The 15982-nt window shown below is 67.9% G+C and carries 16 protein-coding genes and 1 pseudogene; 9 read left to right on the top strand and 8 right to left on the bottom strand.

Annotated features, from left to right (window positions below; translation table 11 throughout):
* Positions 1-121: 121 nt before the first annotated feature.
* On the top strand, positions 122-1303 hold the full coding sequence (locus ACFPJ1_RS05925) for an ABC transporter permease (protein ID WP_380101845.1): 1182 nt from the start codon (positions 122-124) through the stop codon (positions 1301-1303).
* On the opposite strand, the gene ACFPJ1_RS05920 is transcribed toward ACFPJ1_RS05925, so the two are convergent.
* Positions 1304-2584: an MFS transporter gene (locus ACFPJ1_RS05920; protein ID WP_380101844.1), complete on the bottom strand. Its 1281-nt coding sequence runs from the start codon at positions 2582-2584 to the stop codon at positions 1304-1306.
* Positions 2585-2609: 25 nt separating this feature from the next.
* Positions 2610-3086: a DUF4188 domain-containing protein gene (locus ACFPJ1_RS05915; protein ID WP_380101843.1), complete on the bottom strand. Its 477-nt coding sequence runs from the start codon at positions 3084-3086 to the stop codon at positions 2610-2612.
* Positions 3087-3162: 76 nt separating this feature from the next.
* Between ACFPJ1_RS05915 and ACFPJ1_RS05910 the strand changes: the two genes are divergently transcribed.
* Positions 3163-3792, top strand: a complete 630-nt coding sequence (locus ACFPJ1_RS05910; protein WP_380101842.1) for a MerR family transcriptional regulator — start codon at positions 3163-3165, stop codon at positions 3790-3792.
* A 1-nt stretch (position 3793) separates the two neighbouring features.
* Here the strand turns inward: ACFPJ1_RS05910 and ACFPJ1_RS05905 are convergent, their stop codons facing one another.
* Positions 3794-4726 (bottom strand): acyl-ACP desaturase, encoded by a 933-nt coding sequence (locus ACFPJ1_RS05905; protein WP_380101841.1) that lies wholly within the window; start codon positions 4724-4726, stop codon positions 3794-3796.
* Positions 4727-4954: 228 nt separating this feature from the next.
* On the opposite strand from ACFPJ1_RS05905, the gene ACFPJ1_RS05900 reads away from it, so the two are divergent.
* From ACFPJ1_RS05900 to ACFPJ1_RS05890, 3 genes are all read left to right on the top strand, one after another.
* Complete coding sequence (locus ACFPJ1_RS05900) at positions 4955-5371, top strand: acyl-CoA thioesterase (protein ID WP_380101840.1); 417 nt, start codon at positions 4955-4957, stop codon at positions 5369-5371.
* A complete protein-coding gene (locus ACFPJ1_RS05895; protein ID WP_380101839.1) occupies positions 5368-6498 on the top strand; it encodes a zinc-dependent alcohol dehydrogenase family protein in 1131 nt (376 codons plus the stop codon). The genes ACFPJ1_RS05900 and ACFPJ1_RS05895 overlap by 4 nt, the downstream gene beginning before the upstream one ends.
* Before the next feature lie 199 nt (positions 6499-6697).
* Positions 6698-7477 carry a hypothetical protein gene (locus ACFPJ1_RS05890; protein ID WP_380101838.1) on the top strand — a complete coding sequence of 260 codons (780 nt, stop codon included), beginning with the start codon at positions 6698-6700 and terminating at the stop codon, positions 7475-7477.
* A gap of 137 nt (positions 7478-7614) precedes the next feature.
* Here the strand turns inward: ACFPJ1_RS05890 and ACFPJ1_RS05885 are convergent, their stop codons facing one another.
* A complete protein-coding gene (locus ACFPJ1_RS05885; RefSeq protein ID WP_380101837.1) occupies positions 7615-8250 on the bottom strand; it encodes a dihydrofolate reductase family protein in 636 nt (211 codons plus the stop codon).
* A gap of 316 nt (positions 8251-8566) precedes the next feature.
* Here ACFPJ1_RS05885 and ACFPJ1_RS05880 point away from each other — a divergent pair, with 316 nt between their 5' ends.
* Together ACFPJ1_RS05880 and ACFPJ1_RS05875 are read left to right on the top strand one after the other, a co-directional pair.
* On the top strand, positions 8567-10012 hold the full coding sequence (locus tag ACFPJ1_RS05880; RefSeq protein ID WP_380101836.1) for a pre-peptidase C-terminal domain-containing protein: 1446 nt from the start codon (positions 8567-8569) through the stop codon (positions 10010-10012).
* A 146-nt stretch (positions 10013-10158) separates the two neighbouring features.
* Positions 10159-10848, top strand: coding sequence for a hypothetical protein (locus ACFPJ1_RS05875; protein ID WP_380101835.1), 690 nt, complete (start codon positions 10159-10161; stop codon positions 10846-10848).
* A 458-nt stretch (positions 10849-11306) separates the two neighbouring features.
* Here ACFPJ1_RS05875 and ACFPJ1_RS05870 read toward each other — a convergent pair whose 3' ends face one another.
* Positions 11307-11978 carry a transcriptional regulator gene (locus ACFPJ1_RS05870; RefSeq protein WP_380101834.1) on the bottom strand — a complete coding sequence of 224 codons (672 nt, stop codon included), beginning with the start codon at positions 11976-11978 and terminating at the stop codon, positions 11307-11309.
* 53 nt (positions 11979-12031) lie between these two features.
* Positions 12032-12676, bottom strand: a complete 645-nt coding sequence (locus ACFPJ1_RS05865; RefSeq protein ID WP_380102379.1) for a hypothetical protein — start codon at positions 12674-12676, stop codon at positions 12032-12034.
* A gap of 376 nt (positions 12677-13052) precedes the next feature.
* On the opposite strand from ACFPJ1_RS05865, the pseudogene ACFPJ1_RS43330 reads away from it, so the two are divergent.
* Both ACFPJ1_RS43330 and ACFPJ1_RS05855 read left to right on the top strand, forming a co-directional pair.
* A pseudogene (locus ACFPJ1_RS43330) lies at positions 13053-13775 on the top strand (PEP/pyruvate-binding domain-containing protein); the annotation flags it as partial.
* A 153-nt stretch (positions 13776-13928) separates the two neighbouring features.
* Positions 13929-14198, top strand: coding sequence for a PEP-utilizing enzyme (locus tag ACFPJ1_RS05855; RefSeq protein WP_380102371.1), 270 nt, complete (start codon positions 13929-13931; stop codon positions 14196-14198).
* 143 nt (positions 14199-14341) lie between these two features.
* Here the strand turns inward: ACFPJ1_RS05855 and ACFPJ1_RS05850 are convergent, their stop codons facing one another.
* Both ACFPJ1_RS05850 and ACFPJ1_RS05845 read right to left on the bottom strand, forming a co-directional pair.
* Positions 14342-15799, bottom strand: coding sequence for a hypothetical protein (locus ACFPJ1_RS05850; protein WP_380101833.1), 1458 nt, complete (start codon positions 15797-15799; stop codon positions 14342-14344).
* Positions 15796-15972 (bottom strand): hypothetical protein, encoded by a 177-nt coding sequence (locus ACFPJ1_RS05845; RefSeq protein WP_380101832.1) that lies wholly within the window; start codon positions 15970-15972, stop codon positions 15796-15798. The genes ACFPJ1_RS05850 and ACFPJ1_RS05845 overlap by 4 nt, the downstream gene beginning before the upstream one ends.
* Between the last annotated feature and the right edge of the window lie 10 nt (positions 15973-15982).

The raw sequence follows: 15982 nt of genomic DNA, 5'->3' as shown, positions 1-15982 counted from the left end.
GCCGTCCACTTCCCGCTCCACCAGATTGCTCCGTCGTACCCGCCTCGCGCTCGCAGGCGTGGTACGGCGGGGCGCTGGATCACGGCGGAAGCGGTTGACGCGCTCGCCCGCAATACGGGATTTGCTCGACGAAGCGTTGGCGGGGGTCGCCGCTCGGCCGACGCGGTTGATCCTCACCACGCTCGGCACCGTTCTCGGTATCGCCGCGCTGGTGGGTACGGTCGGGCTCGGGCAGACCGCGGCCGGACAGATCACCCAGCGGTTCGACCTCGCGGCCGCCACCCGGGTCGTAGTACAGCCGGATGACAAAGGTGGGCAGGAAGGCGAGGCCGCGACGCAGTTGCCCTGGGACGCGCCGGAGCGGGTCGCCCGGCTGAACGGCGTGGACGCGGCCGGCACAGTGAGCCAGCTCGAGGTCGTCGACGACCTGGTCCGCAGCGTCGCCGGGCTGGACGGCCAGAGGGAAGGGCACGCGCTGCAGGTGATGGCAGGCTCTCCCGGGCTGTTCGACGCGGTCCGCGGCATCCTGAAGACCGGCCGGTTCTTCGACGCCGGGCACGACAACCGCGGCGACCGGGTCGTCGTCCTGGGCAAGAATGCGGCGGAACGGCTCGGCATCAACCGGGTCGACTCGCAGCCGGCGATCTTCCTCGGCGACCAGGCGTACACCGTGATCGGCATCCTCGACTCGGTCAGCGGCCGGGCCGAACTGCTCGACGCGGTGATCATGCCGAATGGCGCGGCCAAACTGGCCTACGACCTGGAGGCGCCGGACGCGGTCGAGATCCGTACTGCGGTCGGCGCGGCGCAGCTGATCGCCGGGCAGGCGCCGGTCGCGATCGACCCGAACAACCCGAGCGCGTTGAAGGTGGACGCGCCGCCGAAGCAGGGTGGCGTCCGCAAGGGGGTGGAGTCCGACCTGAACGCGTTGTTCCTGCTGCTCGGGGCGGTCGCGCTGCTGGTCGGCGGGCTGGGCATCGCCAACGTGACCCTGCTGTCCGTGCTGGAACGTGTCTCGGAGATCGGCCTGCGCCGCGCTCTGGGAGCCGCGCGTCGACACGTGGCAGCGCAGTTCCTGGTGGAGAGCGTGATCGTCGGGTTCCTTGGTGGACTACTGGGGACGGCGGTCGGGGTGCTGCTGACGGTCGGCGTCTCGTGGTTCCGGGACTGGACGCCCATCCTGGACAGCCGGCTGTCGCTCGGAGCGCCACTCCTGGGTGCGGTGATCGGCCTGATCGCCGGCACCTACCCCGCTTGGAAGGCCTCGGCCATCCAGCCGATCACCGCCTTGCGTGGGACCTGATTATGACGTGGCCGGCAGCGGGTCTTTAGCGGACAGGCGTGAATAAGCGAGGGCGGTCAGCAGGAAGCCGAGTACCACGAAGATGAGGACCGAGTAGGACTTCCCGTCGTCGGGCAGGATCACCGCGCCAAGCGCGGCGGCGGACACCTGCCCGACGTTGAAGATCATGTCGTAGAGAGAGAAGACCCGGCCGCGGTAGACGTCCTCGATACCCGTCTGGACGAGGGTGTCGACGCTGATCTTCACGCCCTGCGCGCAGAAGCCGGTGAGGAATCCCGCCACCAGGATCGCCGGCTGGGTGTAGAGACCGCCCGGGACCGCTGTCACCACGCCGGCCGCGACGAAGAGCACGGTGATCCACCGTCGCAAGGTCAGCGCCCGGGTCGCCGCGGGAGTCACGAGGGCGGCGAGGAACAGGCCGGCTCCGACGGCACCGGTGGCCAGCGCGAGTGCGCCGAAGGCCTTGTCGAGTTGGTCCGGGCCGTAGAAGCGGTTGCGGTACAGCAGGATCATCGCGACCGTCACGAGTCCGAAGAAGAACCGGAGCGAGCCGATCGCGGCCAGCCCGAGAGCCGGCTGCCGCCGCTCCTTCAGGTGACGAGCGCCGTCGATCAAGCCGGCCGCGATACCCCGGATCGCCTCGCCCACTCCGGGCCGCTGGCCGGTCAGGTCGGGCCCGAGTTGGTACCGGCCCAGCCGGAGGGCCAGCAGAGCCGCCGCCAGGTAGACGACGGACGTCGTACCGAGGACTGCCAGGTCTGAGTCGGTGATCAGTTTCACGCCGGCGCCGACGCCACCACCGATCAGGAACGACGCGGTGCCCGACGTCGGCGTCACCGCGTTCGCCATCACGAGTTCGTCGGTGTCGACCACGTGCGGCAGACCCGCGGACAGGCCGGACAGCAGGAAGCGGTTCACCCCGAGGGTCAGCAGCACCGCCAGGTAGAACGGCACACCTGCGTTGCCGACAGCAACGATCGCGCCGACCACCAGGACCAGCGCCGCCCGGGTCAGGTTCGCCCCGAAGAGGATCTGCCGGCGCGACCAGCGGTCCAGCAGCACCCCGGTGAACGGGCCGAGGACGGAGTACGGCAGCAGTGCGACGGCGAACAACCCCGCGATCGCGGCCGCATCCGGCGCCCGCTCCGGCGAGAACAGCACGTACGACGCGAGCGCGACCTGGAACACCCCGTCGCCGAACTGCGAGGTCAACCGCACGGCAAACAGTCGCCGAAAGTCACCTCGCCTCAGCAACCGCCCAAGATCCCGCAAGAACTGCACGCCAGCACTGTAACCACACAGGGCTCTAGTGCTTGATGCTGAGCCGTTCGGCGGCAGTGCGACCCCGAGAGTTCACCGGGACGACGCCAGAGATCTTGCCGAGACCGAGCAGTGGCATGTTGCCGTAGATCGTCTCGGTGTGTCCGGCCGGAACGACGTACGTCTCGTGCCAGATGCCGACCGTGTTGCCCTTGTAAGACTGCTTGTAGAACTCGGTCCAGGCCGGCCGATGGGTCCGCTGCGCGTCGTTCGCGAACGCCTCCAACTTCTCGATCGACTCCCAGTACTGGATCATCGTGACGCTCCGCAGCCCGATGAAATTCCGGAAGCCGAGCAGCCCGCTGTCCGGATCGGCGCTCAACTCCGTCAGCATCGGCCCCATGGCCCTGGCGACCGGGAGCCACTGCCGCCAGGCGCGCCACGAGTTGACCCGCATCCCGATCAGGAAGACCACCAGGTCGCCCTCGTACGCGGCCGTCTGCCGTCCCTCGATCACCGACATCTCATCCTCCCCCTTTGGATACTTACGCTCTCTAATATTGGAAAGTGATACTCTCCAAAAGTCAAGAGGAGGCCGGATGTGGATCGCTGAGTTGTCCCGGCGGACGGACGTCCCCGTGGCGACGATCAAGTACTACCTGCGCGAGGGCCTGCTGCCGCCCGGCGAGTCGGTCGGCGCCACCAGATCCCGGTACGACGATGCGCACGTCCGCCGACTGCGGCTGATTCGCGCGTTGGCGGAGGCGGGTGGTCTGTCGCTAGCCCGGATTCGCGGCGTACTCGCTGCGGTCGACGAGGAGTCGCGCGAAATGCACGAAGTGCTAGGCGCGGCCCATAGCGCTCTGCTTCCCGACATCATCGAAGCCACTCCGGACTCGCTCGCCCGGGTCGACAAGCTCCTCAAGGAGTACGATTGGCAGGTCGACGAGGAATCCCGCGACCGCGCTCTCCTCGCCAGCGCCCTCGACGCGCTGGAGAAGGTCGGGTATCACCTGGATGACGACCTGCTGGAGACGTACGCGACCACAGCCCAGCAAACGGCCGAGGCAGAGGTGGCCCACCTACCCTCGGGCGATCGCCAGCACACGGTGGAGACCACCGTGCTGCTCACCGCCCTCGGTGGACCAGTACTTCTGGCCCTCCGCCGGCTTGCCCAGCAGAACGCCTCAGCCCACCGCTACAACGCAGTACGGAGAAACTGCCCCTGACTCAGACTTCGGCGCGAGCGGCCTGGCGCTCCCGCAGGCGGGCGCGTTGCTCGACGAAGCGGTCGGCCTGGGCGTCGAGGGCGGTCATGAACTCGGCCAGCTCGTCGCGGGCCTTGGCGCCGTCGCCGCTCAGGTCGTCGCGCTCGAACACCTTCCACATCCGAAGGATCGGCGCGACGACCTCGTCGTGGTGCAGCCGCAGGTCGTAGATCCCTGCCTTGGCGATCGTCACCGAGTTCCGGGCGAACCCCTCCATCGTGGCGCCCGGCATCGAGAAGTCGCGGACCTCGTTGACGACGGCCCGCATCGTCTCGTTCGGCGCGGACTCGAAGGCGGCCGCGACCAGGTTCCGGTAGAAGATCATGTGCAGGTTCTCGTCGGTCGCGATCCGGGCCAGCAACTGGTCCGCGATCGGGCAGCCGGTGGCCTTGCCTGTGTTGCGGTGCGAGACGCGGGTGGCGAGCTCCTGGAAGCTGACGTACGCGATCGCCTCGAGCATGTTCTTCTCGACCACGTGACCGGCGGTCATGTGCGCCATCCGGGCGTTCTCGAGCTCGACCGGGTCCACTCCGCGGGTGACCACCAGGTAGTCGCGCAGCGCGATCCCGTGCCGGCCCTCCTCGGCGGTCCACCGGCCGACCCAGGTGCCCCAGGGGCCGTCGAGGCCGAACTGGGTGGCGATCTCCCGGTGGTACGAGGGCAGGTTGTCCTCGGTCAGCAGGTTGGTGATCATCGCGACCTTGGCGACCGGGTCCAGCCGCGACTGCTCCGGCGCCCAGTCCTCGCCGCCGAGGAAGGCGAAGTCGCGGCCCTCGCTCCACGGCACGTAGTCGTGCGGGTTCCAGTCCTTGGTGATGGCCAGGTGCCGCTCGAGATTCTGCTCGACGACAGGCTCCAGCTCGTGCAGCAGGTTCGTCACCAGCTTGTCGGTCACCGGGGTCTCCTTGTCGTCGGGTCCCCCCTACCCTACGGCACCGTAAGTTACGCGACCGTAGGTTACGGCCTGTCGGCAACCGCATCGGCTTCTGGCAGGACTAAGCCCGTACTGCGTTCCGGTATGTCTCGAGGAGATCGGCGACCGGGTGCGGGTGCCAGTGCCAGGGCGCGCAGCCCGCGCTTGGGATCAGGAGGTACGTCATCTTCTGCACCTTATGGTGGGCGGATGGACCGGAGCTCCTACCCGCACTTCCTGGCGATCACCACGCGCTGGAAGGACAACGATGTGTATGGGCACGTGAACAACGTCGAGTACTACAGCTTCTTCGACACGGTGATCAACGAGTTCCTGGTCCGGGCCGGTGAGCTCGACATCCATCGCGGCGACGTGATCGGGCTGTGCGTCGAGTCGGCCTGCACCTTCAAGCAATCGCTCGCGTTCCCGGAGACGGTGGACGCCGGCTTGCGGGTGTCGAAGCTCGGCAACTCCAGCGTCCACTACGAGATCGGGCTGTTCCGCGCGGGCTCGGAGGAACCCGCTGCCACGGGCCGCTTCGTCCACGTGTTCGTGGATCGCGACAACCGTCGCCCGGTCGCTCTGCCTGATCGGCTCCGTACCGCCCTGGAAGGAATCACCGGATGATCGTGCGAGGCGCAGTACTGCGGGAGATGGGACTGCCCAGCCCGTACTCCGAGTCGCGGCCGCTGCGGATCGAAGAGGTCGAGCTGGCTCCACCCGGCCCGGGAGAGCTGCTGGTCCGGATCCGTGCGGCCGGGTTGTGCCACTCGGATCTCTCAGTGATCGACGGCTCCCGACCGCGGGTGATGCCGATGCTGCTCGGCCACGAGGCAACCGGCGAGGTGATCCAGTCGCAGGCTGCCGGTTTCGCGGCGGGTGACACGGTCGGCTTCGCGTTCGTCCCGGCCTGCGGCGCCTGCGGCCCTTGTGCGGAAGGGCGCGCGGCCCTGTGCGAGCCAGGAGCAGCGGCCAACACCGCAGGCACCTTGCTTTCCGGCGCGCGCCGGCTCGGCCAGCTGGGTGAAGGTCTGTCGGGTCAGGTGCACCACCACCTCGGCGTCTCCGGTTTCGCCGCTCATGCGGTGGTCTCTGCGCGGTCGGCCGTGAAGATCGACCCCGACCTGCCACCGGAGCTCGCCGCGCTCTTCGGGTGTGCGGTGATGACGGGCGTCGGCGCCGTGGTGAACACGGCTCGGGTCCAGGCGGGCCAGAGTGCAGTCGTCTTCGGCCTCGGCGGCGTCGGGTTGTCGGCCCTGCTCGGCGCTGAACTGGTCGGCGCGCATCCACTCGTCGCGGTCGATGTCATACCGGAGAAGCTCGAGCTCGCACTCTCGCTCGGCGCGACCCACGCTATCGATGCCCGAAGCAACGACGCGGTCGAGCAGGTACGCGAGGCGACAGCCGGCGGCGCGCACTACGCGTTCGAGACGGTCGGCAGCGCAGCCGTCCTCGGCCAGGCCTACGCAGCCACCCGCCGAGGCGGCACCACCGTCACTGTCGGCCTCCCACATCCCTCGCAGACATTGAGCATCCCCGCGGTAAGCCTCGTCGCCGAGGAACGCACCCTCAAAGGCTCCTACCTGGGCTCCGCCATCCCCAGCCGCGACATCCCTCGCTACATCGCCCTCTACAAGGCCGGCCGCCTACCGGTCGACCGCCTCCTCACCTCCACCGTGGACCTCGACAACCTCAATGAAGCGTTCGACATCCTGGCCGCCGGCACCTCAATTCGGCAGGTTCTCGTCCTCTGACATTCCGGTTTGATTCCATGCCGGCCCCGGTGCTCGCGGATCCATTGACCTGGCGGAGATTGCGGAGAATCTTGGAATCAAGGCACATGCGACCGGCCGGGGGCCCGCGCCAAAGGGGTGCGGACGGAGCCAGTCGCTCGATCGGATTCGGTGGATCAGCCGTCTGGCGGTCCGGTCGAATGCCGGTCAGGGGGAACGTATGAACATCTTGACGGTCGAGCCGCAGAGTCCACCGCGGCCGACGCCGGAGGAGAAGGACAAGATCGCCTACCTGCGGTCCTATCTGCTGATGCGAGCAGTCATCGGATTCATCGGCATTATCCTGCCCGTCGTTCTGTTGCTGGGGGACATCTTCGTCCTCAAGGGTGACGTGCTGCCGCGGGGATCGCTCAGCGCCTATTACCACTCGGGAATGCGTGACTTCTTCGTCGGCAGTCTGTGCGTGACGGGCCTGTTCCTGATCACGTACCGCGTGTTCGAGCGGATCACCGACAATCTGCTCAGCGTGATTGCGGGGATCGCCGCACTCGGAGTCGCGATGTTCCCCACCGGCCGGCCGGCCGGGAATGGAATTCTGATGACGCCACTGCAGGAAAAGCTGGGCGAGCAGACGGTTGCCGGCATTCATTTCGCTTGTGCGGCGATCTTCATCGTCTCGCTGGCGATCACCAGCTATTCCTTCGGAGTGCGGGAGGGGAACCGCCCGAGGATCCGCAACGGTCAGCCGGCCAAGGGGTCGCCGGAATTCTGGCGACGTTTCCACTGGTCCTGCGCCGCGATCATCGTGCTCGCTCTCATCTTCATCGTGGTGACGATGCTGACCGACTGGTTGCGCGACTACTCGTTGATCATCGGCGAAGCGGTGGCGGTCTTCGCCTTCGGAGCGTCCTGGCTGACGAAGGGTCTCGAACTCGACTTCTTCCGGCAGCCACCGCCCGCTGATCTGCCGGCTCTGGCTGAGGAAGCCGCGGCGTCCTGAGAAACCAGTGGCTCCGGAGAGTCGGCAGAGGTCCTGGCCGATCTCCGGAGCCGGGCGGGCAGTTGTCCACGATGGTGCCGGCCACCACAAAGTTCGAGGTACCGGCCGATTTCAGGTCCTGGCCGCAGTACCCGGCATCAGCGGATCTCCTTCTCCTTGCCGTCTTCCACCTCGATGTCGCCGACGTGGAACGGCTTCGGCTGGAGCGCGACGTACGTCGTACCGGTGCGGGTGATGCGGCTGTCGACCACGGTGAAGCCGGATGCGGGGGCGCCGTCGGTGAAGAGGCGCTTGCCGGTGCCGACCGCGACCGGGAACGTCAGAAGTCGGTACTCGTCGATCAGCCCGGCCTGGTGCAATGACTGGGCCAACCCGCACGAGCCGTGCACTTGGAGCTCGCCGCCGGGCTTGTCCTTGAGCTCGCGGATCTGCTCGATCGCGTTGTCCGACAGCGCTGTGCTGTTGTTCCAGGCCGGCTCGAGCGGGGTCGACGTTGCGACGTACTTCGGCAAGTTGTTGAGCGCGGCCGCCACCGGATTGTCCGGATCTGTCACCTGGGTCCAGAACGTCTGCATCATCGTGTAAGTGGTGCGGCCGAGCAGGATCGCCTCAGCGTGGGTGAACCAGTCGCTGACAATCTCGCCCATGCCCTCGTCGGAGTACGGGACCAGCCAGCCACCCCGCTCGAACCCGCCGCTGCGGTCCTCGTCGGGTCCGCCGGGACCCTGCATGACGCCGTCGACACTGAGGAAGGTGTGCAAGGTGAGCTTCATGGTCGATCTCCCTTTCGCTGCCAGACATCGGTTGTCGGGTGCTTTCACCCAGGCGTCGGCCGGTGGTCGCCGTACTCGACATTCCGGTTTGTGTGACCTGCATCACAGGCATCCACTGCGCCGTCGACGAGCGATGGTCAGGCTCGGGAAGCCTCTGGAGAAGGTAAATTCCGCGGAAAAATGTATACACCGGGACAACCGATGAGGCACTCTACGCAGAGTGCGCGCACGCGTACGACAAGTGAGGCAAACGGCACGCCCCGGCCGTCCCCCCACAGCGCCGGTGGTGCCACGGAGTCCCTGAGGAGGGCCCCAGATGCACAGCAGGTTCCGCCGAACCGGTGCGCTCGTAGGCGCCGGTGCCGTTCTGTTCGGAGCGCTGGCCGTCGTCGCCGGCAACCAGGCAGACGCCCAACAGGGTCCGTCCCCAGCCCCGTTAGACCAGCTACTCGGCCAGCCGCTCCAGGGTAAGACCGCTCTCGGCAGGGTCCAGCCGCGGCTCGCCGAGCTGGCTGAGCGCAACGGGATCGCCGAGCAGCAGTTGCAGCGGATCCTGGCCAGCGACAAGACCAGCTGGCTCGACAAGGACGGCAAGCTCTTCTACAGCGAGCCCGTCGCCTCCGCCAAGGAGCGGGCCGCGACAGCGAAGTCCCCGAACTGGGCGAAGCGGGCCGTCGCGGCCGTCGCCGGCCCGGCGTTCGAGCTGCACAGCAAGGCCGGCTCGAACCGGGTGATCTACCTTGACTTCGACGGCCACACGATCAGCGGTACGGCGTGGAACACCGGCGGCAAACCCGCCACCGTGAACATCACGGCGTACGACACCGACGGCAACATGAGCAACTGGAGCACCGCCGAGCAGAACGTGGTTCGCGAGGTCTGGACCCGGGTCGCCGAGGACTACGCGCCGTTCGACGTCGACGTGACCACCCAGGCGCCGCCGGAGTCCGCGATCACCCGGTCGGGTTCGTCGGACCAGCAGTACGGCACGCGCGTCGTGATCGACCCGACGACCTGGTACCAATCCGGCTGTGGCTGCGGTGGGGTCGCGTACGTCGGTGTCTACGACAACACCAGCCAGCACAGCTACTACCAGCCCGCCCTGGTCTTCACCAAGGGCGTCGGCACCGGCGCGAAGAACATCGCCGAAGCGGCGTCGCACGAGGCCGGCCACAACGTCGGGCTCAACCACGACGGCACCTCGTCGGTGGGGTACTACGCCGGCCACGGCGCCTGGGCGCCGATCATGGGCGTCGGCTACTCCAAGGCGATCAGCCAGTGGAGCAAGGGCGAGTACTCGAACGCCAACAACAAGGAAGACGACTTCGCGGTCGTCGGCCAGAACGGCTTGGCCCTGCGCGCCGACGACCACGGCAACGGTACGGCGGACGCCACCGCGCTGACTCTGGGCGCCACCGCGAACGGTATCTACGCGAACGACTCGGACGTCGACACCTTCCGGATCGATCTCGCGGCCGGCACCTTCACCTTCGCGGCCAACTCGGCGGCCACCGGCGGCGACCTGGACATCAAGCTCCAGTTGCTGAACTCGGCCGGTACCGTCGTCGCCACCGCCGACCCGGCCTCCGGCCAGTCGAACTCCGGTACGCCGACCGGCCTGAGCGCGAGCATCAGCCGCCAGGTCACCGCCGGGCGGTACTACCTCCGGGTGGACAACACCGGCTACGGCAGCCCGCTGAACACCGGCTACTCGACCTACGGCAGCCGCGGCGCCTACTCGGTCAAGGTCACCGCCGGGTAGTACGTCCGGCCCGGAGCCCCCGGCGTTCGCAGTACCGGGGGTTCGCACAGGGGTTGCCCGCGTCGCCGCCTTCTGGTGAGGGCGGCGGCGCTGGGCTCGGGGGAAACATCCGTGAGGTTGGGGGGAATCCTTGAGGAGGATTCCAGGTGCAGAGCAAGTTCCGCCGAACCGGTGCGCTCGCGTGTGCCGGTGCCGACGTGTTCGGAGCGCTGGCCGTGGCCGCCGGCACCCAGGCCGACGCACAACAGACACCACTCGATCAACTGATAGGTCAGCCCACGCCCGGGCTGGCCGCGCTGGACGAGGTGCAGTCCCGGCTGGCAGAAATTGCCCAGAGCAACGGCCTGTCCGAGCAGAAGCTGCGCGACGTGCTCGCCACCGACAAGACCAGCTGGCTCGACTCCGACGGGAGACTGTTCTTCCGTGAGCCGGGTCTGACCACCCCGCAGAAGGCGCCCGAGGTCTCGCCGCGCTGGGCGACCGAGGCGGTTGCCGACGCCGAGGGACCCGCCTTCGAGCTGCACAGCAAGCCGGGCTCGAACCGGGTGATCTACCTCGACACGGCCACGGCCAGCCCGGCCGCGCTCGGTGGCAACCTGGACATGAAGCTCGAGCTGCTCGACTCCGCGGGCGCCGTTGTAGCCTCCGCCGACCCCGCCTCCGGCCAGAGCAACGCCGGTACTCCGACCGGCCTGGGCGCGAGCGTGGCGAGCAATCTGCAGGCCGGCACCTGCTACCTGCGCATCGACAACGCCGGCTACAGCGATCCGCTGAATACGGGTTGCTCGACGTACGGCAGCCGGGGTGCTCACGCCCTGGCAATCAACCCCTCCTGAACCCCTGCGGTTGGTCGACCTCTGGCGGGTCGACCAACCGCAGGCCCATTCCTCGCTGAAAGTCAAGAGGGTCTCCGGCTCACACTGACGGTCACGGCAGTCGGCATCTCGGTGCTGGGCGGGTGGCGCGGCGGATGCCAAGGTCACCGGTGCTTCGGCTGCCAGCGCGACTGTGACGTATCCGCTGATCGCCAACTCGGTGGCCAGAAGCCAGATCGTGAACCGCAGCATCGCGCACATCGACTACGACGGTGGCGAGCACGCCAAGGTGCTGACCGCGACCGTCAGCAAGGGCCCGGGACTTCCCCTTCTCCGGATCGGTCGACGCCCTGAAGTTCGGCGGCAAGACCTACAACTTCGAGGCCGCGGGCGTCACCGCCCAGTAGTTTCAACGCTGCTCCGTCCGACGTGTGGGCGCTCCGGGGTTATCTCTCCGGTGCGCCCACTCGCGCGTTGGCTCAGTTCTCCACAGACAGCTCGGCGCCGCGCGCGAGTCCGAGGGTGGCGATGAGGTCTTCGTGCAGCTCGAACCAGACGGTGTGGCAGGAGTCGGCGCCCGTTCGGTCGACCCACGAGCTGTCTCCGGCGATCACCCGGCCGAGCGCAGCACTGAACCTGGTGTCGTAACCCTGGAAGCGATCGAGCACTGAGGTGAGCCGCTCCGACACCGCCTCGAGCGCCTTGCCTAGCGCGGTGAGCTCGTCGATCACCTTGCCGTCCCAGGCGGGATCGCTGTGGTCGTTGAACGCCAGTGAGTCCTCGGCTGTCGGCCTGATCTGCCAGTCGGTGCAGGCCCGCTGCAACCGCTCGTTGAGCGAGAGAAACACCCCGTATGCCTCACGAACCACCTCGGCGCCGGCTATATCTGCCGACTCCTCCTCCCCGGCCGGCTCCTCCAGGTCTGCAAGGCCCCCGAGCTCTGCCCGCCCGCCCAGCTCTGCCAGCCCTGCGAGCTCTGCCGCCAGTTGCCTCTCGTTCTCCGCCCGCCCAGCCTCGGTGAGCGACCACCCGCCCGTACCGGCGAACTCCGACCACGTGACCCACCCGAACGCCTGGCAGTCGAGCAGGACCTCAGCAGCAACCGCCCGCTCAACCCCGAACCGCGCCGCGACAACCCGATCATCTGCCATCCCCCGAAGCCGAACCGCATGAAGCACCAACAACTCCACCCCCGACCCCCGACTCACGACGCCACCCCACCCACAGCGCCGCCAGCCCCGGCCGAGTCTTCGGTCGGGCGCCCGCTGCGAGCGGTGAGCCGATCGAGCCGCTGCTGACAGGCCTGCGGCGAATTCAGCCCAAGCGCGTTGGCCATCTGCGCCCAGGTGAGCCCAAGCCCACGGGCCGCAAACAACAACCCAGTCTCCAGCTGATCGAGCTCAGCCCGTGCCGCCGGCAACAACTGCAAGGCAGCCACCGCAGCCTCCGTGAGTTCCTGATCCGGCGGACTCCCCAACCCCGCCGAGCCGGACCGCCACAGAAAGAACTGAATCAAGTCAACGGCAGACGGCGGCATAGACCCGGCCTGCCAAGGCCGCCGCTCCAGCCCATCAGCCCCCGCCGCCAATAACAACTCCCGCGCCTCGCGCTCCCGCTGCGCCTGAGCCTGATCGTCAGCCCCACTGCCCTTGTCATTGCTTCTCACCCGCAAACAGTCCATCATCAACAAAATGTTGTCAACACCATGTTGAAGCCCACCGCCAGCGAGAAGAGCAGCAAGGGAGCAGGGACGAGCGTCCGCACCCGCAATCGGCCCGGCGAGCTCGCACTCGCAATCGACCGGAAAGGAAGGGTCTTTGATCACCGGACAAGGAGGGTCTTTGATCATCCGTCTCGTCGACGCCACACCGGAGAACGCCGGCCCCAAAGCCGCGACCCTAGGCAGACTCGCCCAGGCCGGCTTCCCAGTCCCACCGGCCTTCGTCATCCCCGCCTGCGTCTACCGCGTTTTCGTCAGCGACCTAGACCTCCCCACCGTTCTCTCCACCCACAGCGCAGCCGAAGCCCGCCGCCTGATCAAGCACCACCCCATCCCACCCGCGCTGCTCAAAGAGCTGACCGAAGCACTAACCGATCTAGGCAGCATCCCCACCCCATCCTGGCTACACAGCCAGTCGACCGAGGCTCCGACCGAGCTGGGCACCCTCCCCGCACCGCAGCGTGAATCCCAACGCTCGCCCAGGTCCGCAATACCGCCAGTCGCGGTGCCGCCGGTCGCCGTGCGCTCGTCAGCCACCACTGAGGACACAGCCGCAGCCTCAGCTGCCGGCCAGCACGACTCCTACCTGGGAGTGCGGGGGGTCGATGCGATCGCTGACGCGATACGAGCAACCTGGGCATCGCTTTGGACCGACCGAGCAATCACCTACCGCCGGGCACCCGGACCTTCTCCCGATCCGGCTATGGCGGTCATCGTCCAGCGCCACATAGACGCCGAGGTATCCGGCGTCCTCTTCACCGCCGACGCGAACACCCCGGACGGCGCCTCCCTCATCGAAGCATCCTGGGGCCTCGGCGAAAGCGTCGTCCAAGGCCTGGTCACCCCGGACGCCTACACAGTCACCCCCACCGCCATCCTCGAACGCCACCTAGGAACCAAACACACCCGAACCGACCGCACCCTTACAGCAACGAGCACGCGAACCGGAACTACCACTCCAACTGGAACCGCCGCTCCAGCCGGAACCACCAGGCCAATCGGAACCACGACGCCAACTGGGACGACGACGCCAACTGGGACCACCACGCCAACTGGGACCACCACCACTCCGGTCCCACCAGCCCACCGCACCCGCCCCTCCCTGACTGACCCCCAACTCCACCAGTTGAACCTGCTAGGCCAAGAAGTAGCCGCCCATCTCGGCGCCCCCCAAGACATCGAGTTCGCTCTGACCCCCACCCACCTCTGGCTCCTCCAATCCCGCCCCATAACGGCGCCGACCTCCAGCCTTGCTCCGAGCGCCGGCTCGACCACAAGCTCAACGGTCGCCTCGGTGGAAGGTCCCTCAGGAGAAGATGGTTTGCGCCTGCTCCAGGGAACCGCCGGAAGTACTGGGGTTGCGTCGGGTACGGCTCGGCTCGTGCACGGGCCTGCGGACTTCCAGCGGGTGCAGGCCGGCGACATCCTGGTGTGCCGTTTCACGGATCCGGCCTGGACCCCACTGTTCGCCGTCGTGTCGGGAGTGATCACCGAGACCGGCGGTCGCCTGTCCCACGCCGCGATCGTCGCCCGCGAACATCGAATCCCCGCAGTACTCGGCGTTCCATCCGTCATGACCACCCTGCACGACGGCCAGCCCGTCACCATCAACGGCAACACCGGCACAGTCCAACCAACCCCCACGCACTAGCCGCAGCCCCCGCCAGCACCCGATCCACGCCCGGGTCCGGCCGAGGACGTGCCACCAGGCGTAGTCCCGCCGCCGACCCTGCCGCTGCCACCGGTGTTGTCGGCGGTCGAGTTGCGTCGCTCTCCTGGTCTGCCGCGTTCGGGCTACCGGGCTTGTCCTTGGTCGGCGGTCGAGGGGGTGATTCGGGGTACGCGTCGTTGGTTGGGGGGACCCGGCGGGCCGGGATCGTCGGCTGGCGCGGGGATCGGTGGTGCCGGGGCTGCCGGAGTGTGCGAGGTGTCGGGTGGTGTCTCTTCGGTGATGGCTGATGGGGCCGGGGCTGGACTTCTGGTGGGGATCGGCGGTGGCGAATCGGTTGGTGTCTGGCGGCTTGAGACCGGCGGGGGCGCGGTGGTTGGGGTATGTGGCGTGCGGACTGCGTCGTTGGGGATGAGTGGCTTTGCGGTGGGGCGGGGCTGATGGTTGCCGGGGGTTGGTGGAGCTAGGCCGGAGAGGGCCTGGTGGAAGGCGGCTTGGGGGTCTTGGTGCGAGGGCTTGGAGAGGGCCGTCCCGCGCACTACCTCCCCGCGCGTCACCTCTCCGCGGGCTGGCTGCTCGCGAATCGCTGCCTCGGGGGTGGGCGCCGCGGGCACGGTTGCCTCGGGGGCAGGTGCTTTCGGTTGATGGGGCTTGAGGTGGCTGGGGGAGGGCTGGCTAGGGGAGGACTGGCTGGGTGTCGGGTTGGCTGATCTGGTGGTGGCGAGGTGGGTGGATGTGGAGTTGGGGGCGGGGGAGAAGTGGGTGGTGGCAGTGGTTAGTTCGTTGTGGAGGAGGGTGAGGATTCGGGTGCCGGCTGAGTGGGAGCGGGAGGAGGCGAAGCCTCGGGGGAAGGGTTCGTAGGTTTCCAGGGCCTGGAACGAGGTTCGGAGGGCCTTCTCCAGGTGGAAGCGGACGCCTGGTTGCTGGTCTGGGGGGACCACCTGGGGGAGGCGGCTCGAGCGGTAGATGAGGTCGACCGCGACCAGCCACTGGTGTTCGGCGGTTTGGCGGTTCAGGCGCTGGAGGGTCTCGCCTCGTGGGAGGTCGGCCTGGCGGTCGATGTCACTGGTGAGCAGGCGGACGGCGGGGACGAAGGCGGCGTACGAGGGTTCGCTGCGGACGGTGGTGATGCCGGGGGCGACCTTGTCGATGCCGAGGTGGCGGATGAAGTCGTTCAGGTGGTCGTGGGCCCAGGCTTCGGCGACGCCCTCTTCCAGGTGGCGGCTGCCGGGGACTTTGAAGGCCGCCCGCGCAGCCTCCTGCGTCGCGCCGACCGGGCCTAGGAAATGGGACTGCTCGTGCAGAAGGGTGACCAGGGCTTCGCGGTAGCGGATCAGGTCCGCGTCGGAGTGTGGGTAGCCGGAGCGGTCGTACATCTCCTGCAGTGGGTTCAGGATGCACTCGCGGTCGAGGTGGAGGGTGCCGTCCCAGTGCGCCAGGCCGAGGATGCCCTCGCCTGCTTCGACGACCCTGCCGCTCCAGGCGGTCTGCTCGGCACCGCTGATGTGGACAGCTGCCTGGGCGTGCTGTTCGAGCAGCTCCGTCAACGAAGTCGGAGTGGCTGCTGTCGAAGCCGCCGTCATGGGCGGAGCGCCGTGGCCAGGCGGACGAGGGAGTCGGCCGAGCGGCGCAGGTTGGCTTGTTCGCGCGGGTCTTCGCAGGTCTCTGCGCGCCGGCGGAGATCGGCGATCAGTACCTGGGTGCGCTCGTAGCGGTCGTCCGGGGCGCTGGTGGGCTTGCTGCGGTCTTGATCCATGGCTGTCCTC

This window comes from Kribbella qitaiheensis, assembly GCF_042657745.1.
Taxonomy (GTDB): Bacteria; Actinomycetota; Actinomycetes; order Propionibacteriales; family Kribbellaceae; genus Kribbella; species Kribbella qitaiheensis.
The sequence above is the reverse complement of the archived record's forward strand: the minus strand, read 5'-3'. Positions and strand labels throughout refer to the sequence as shown.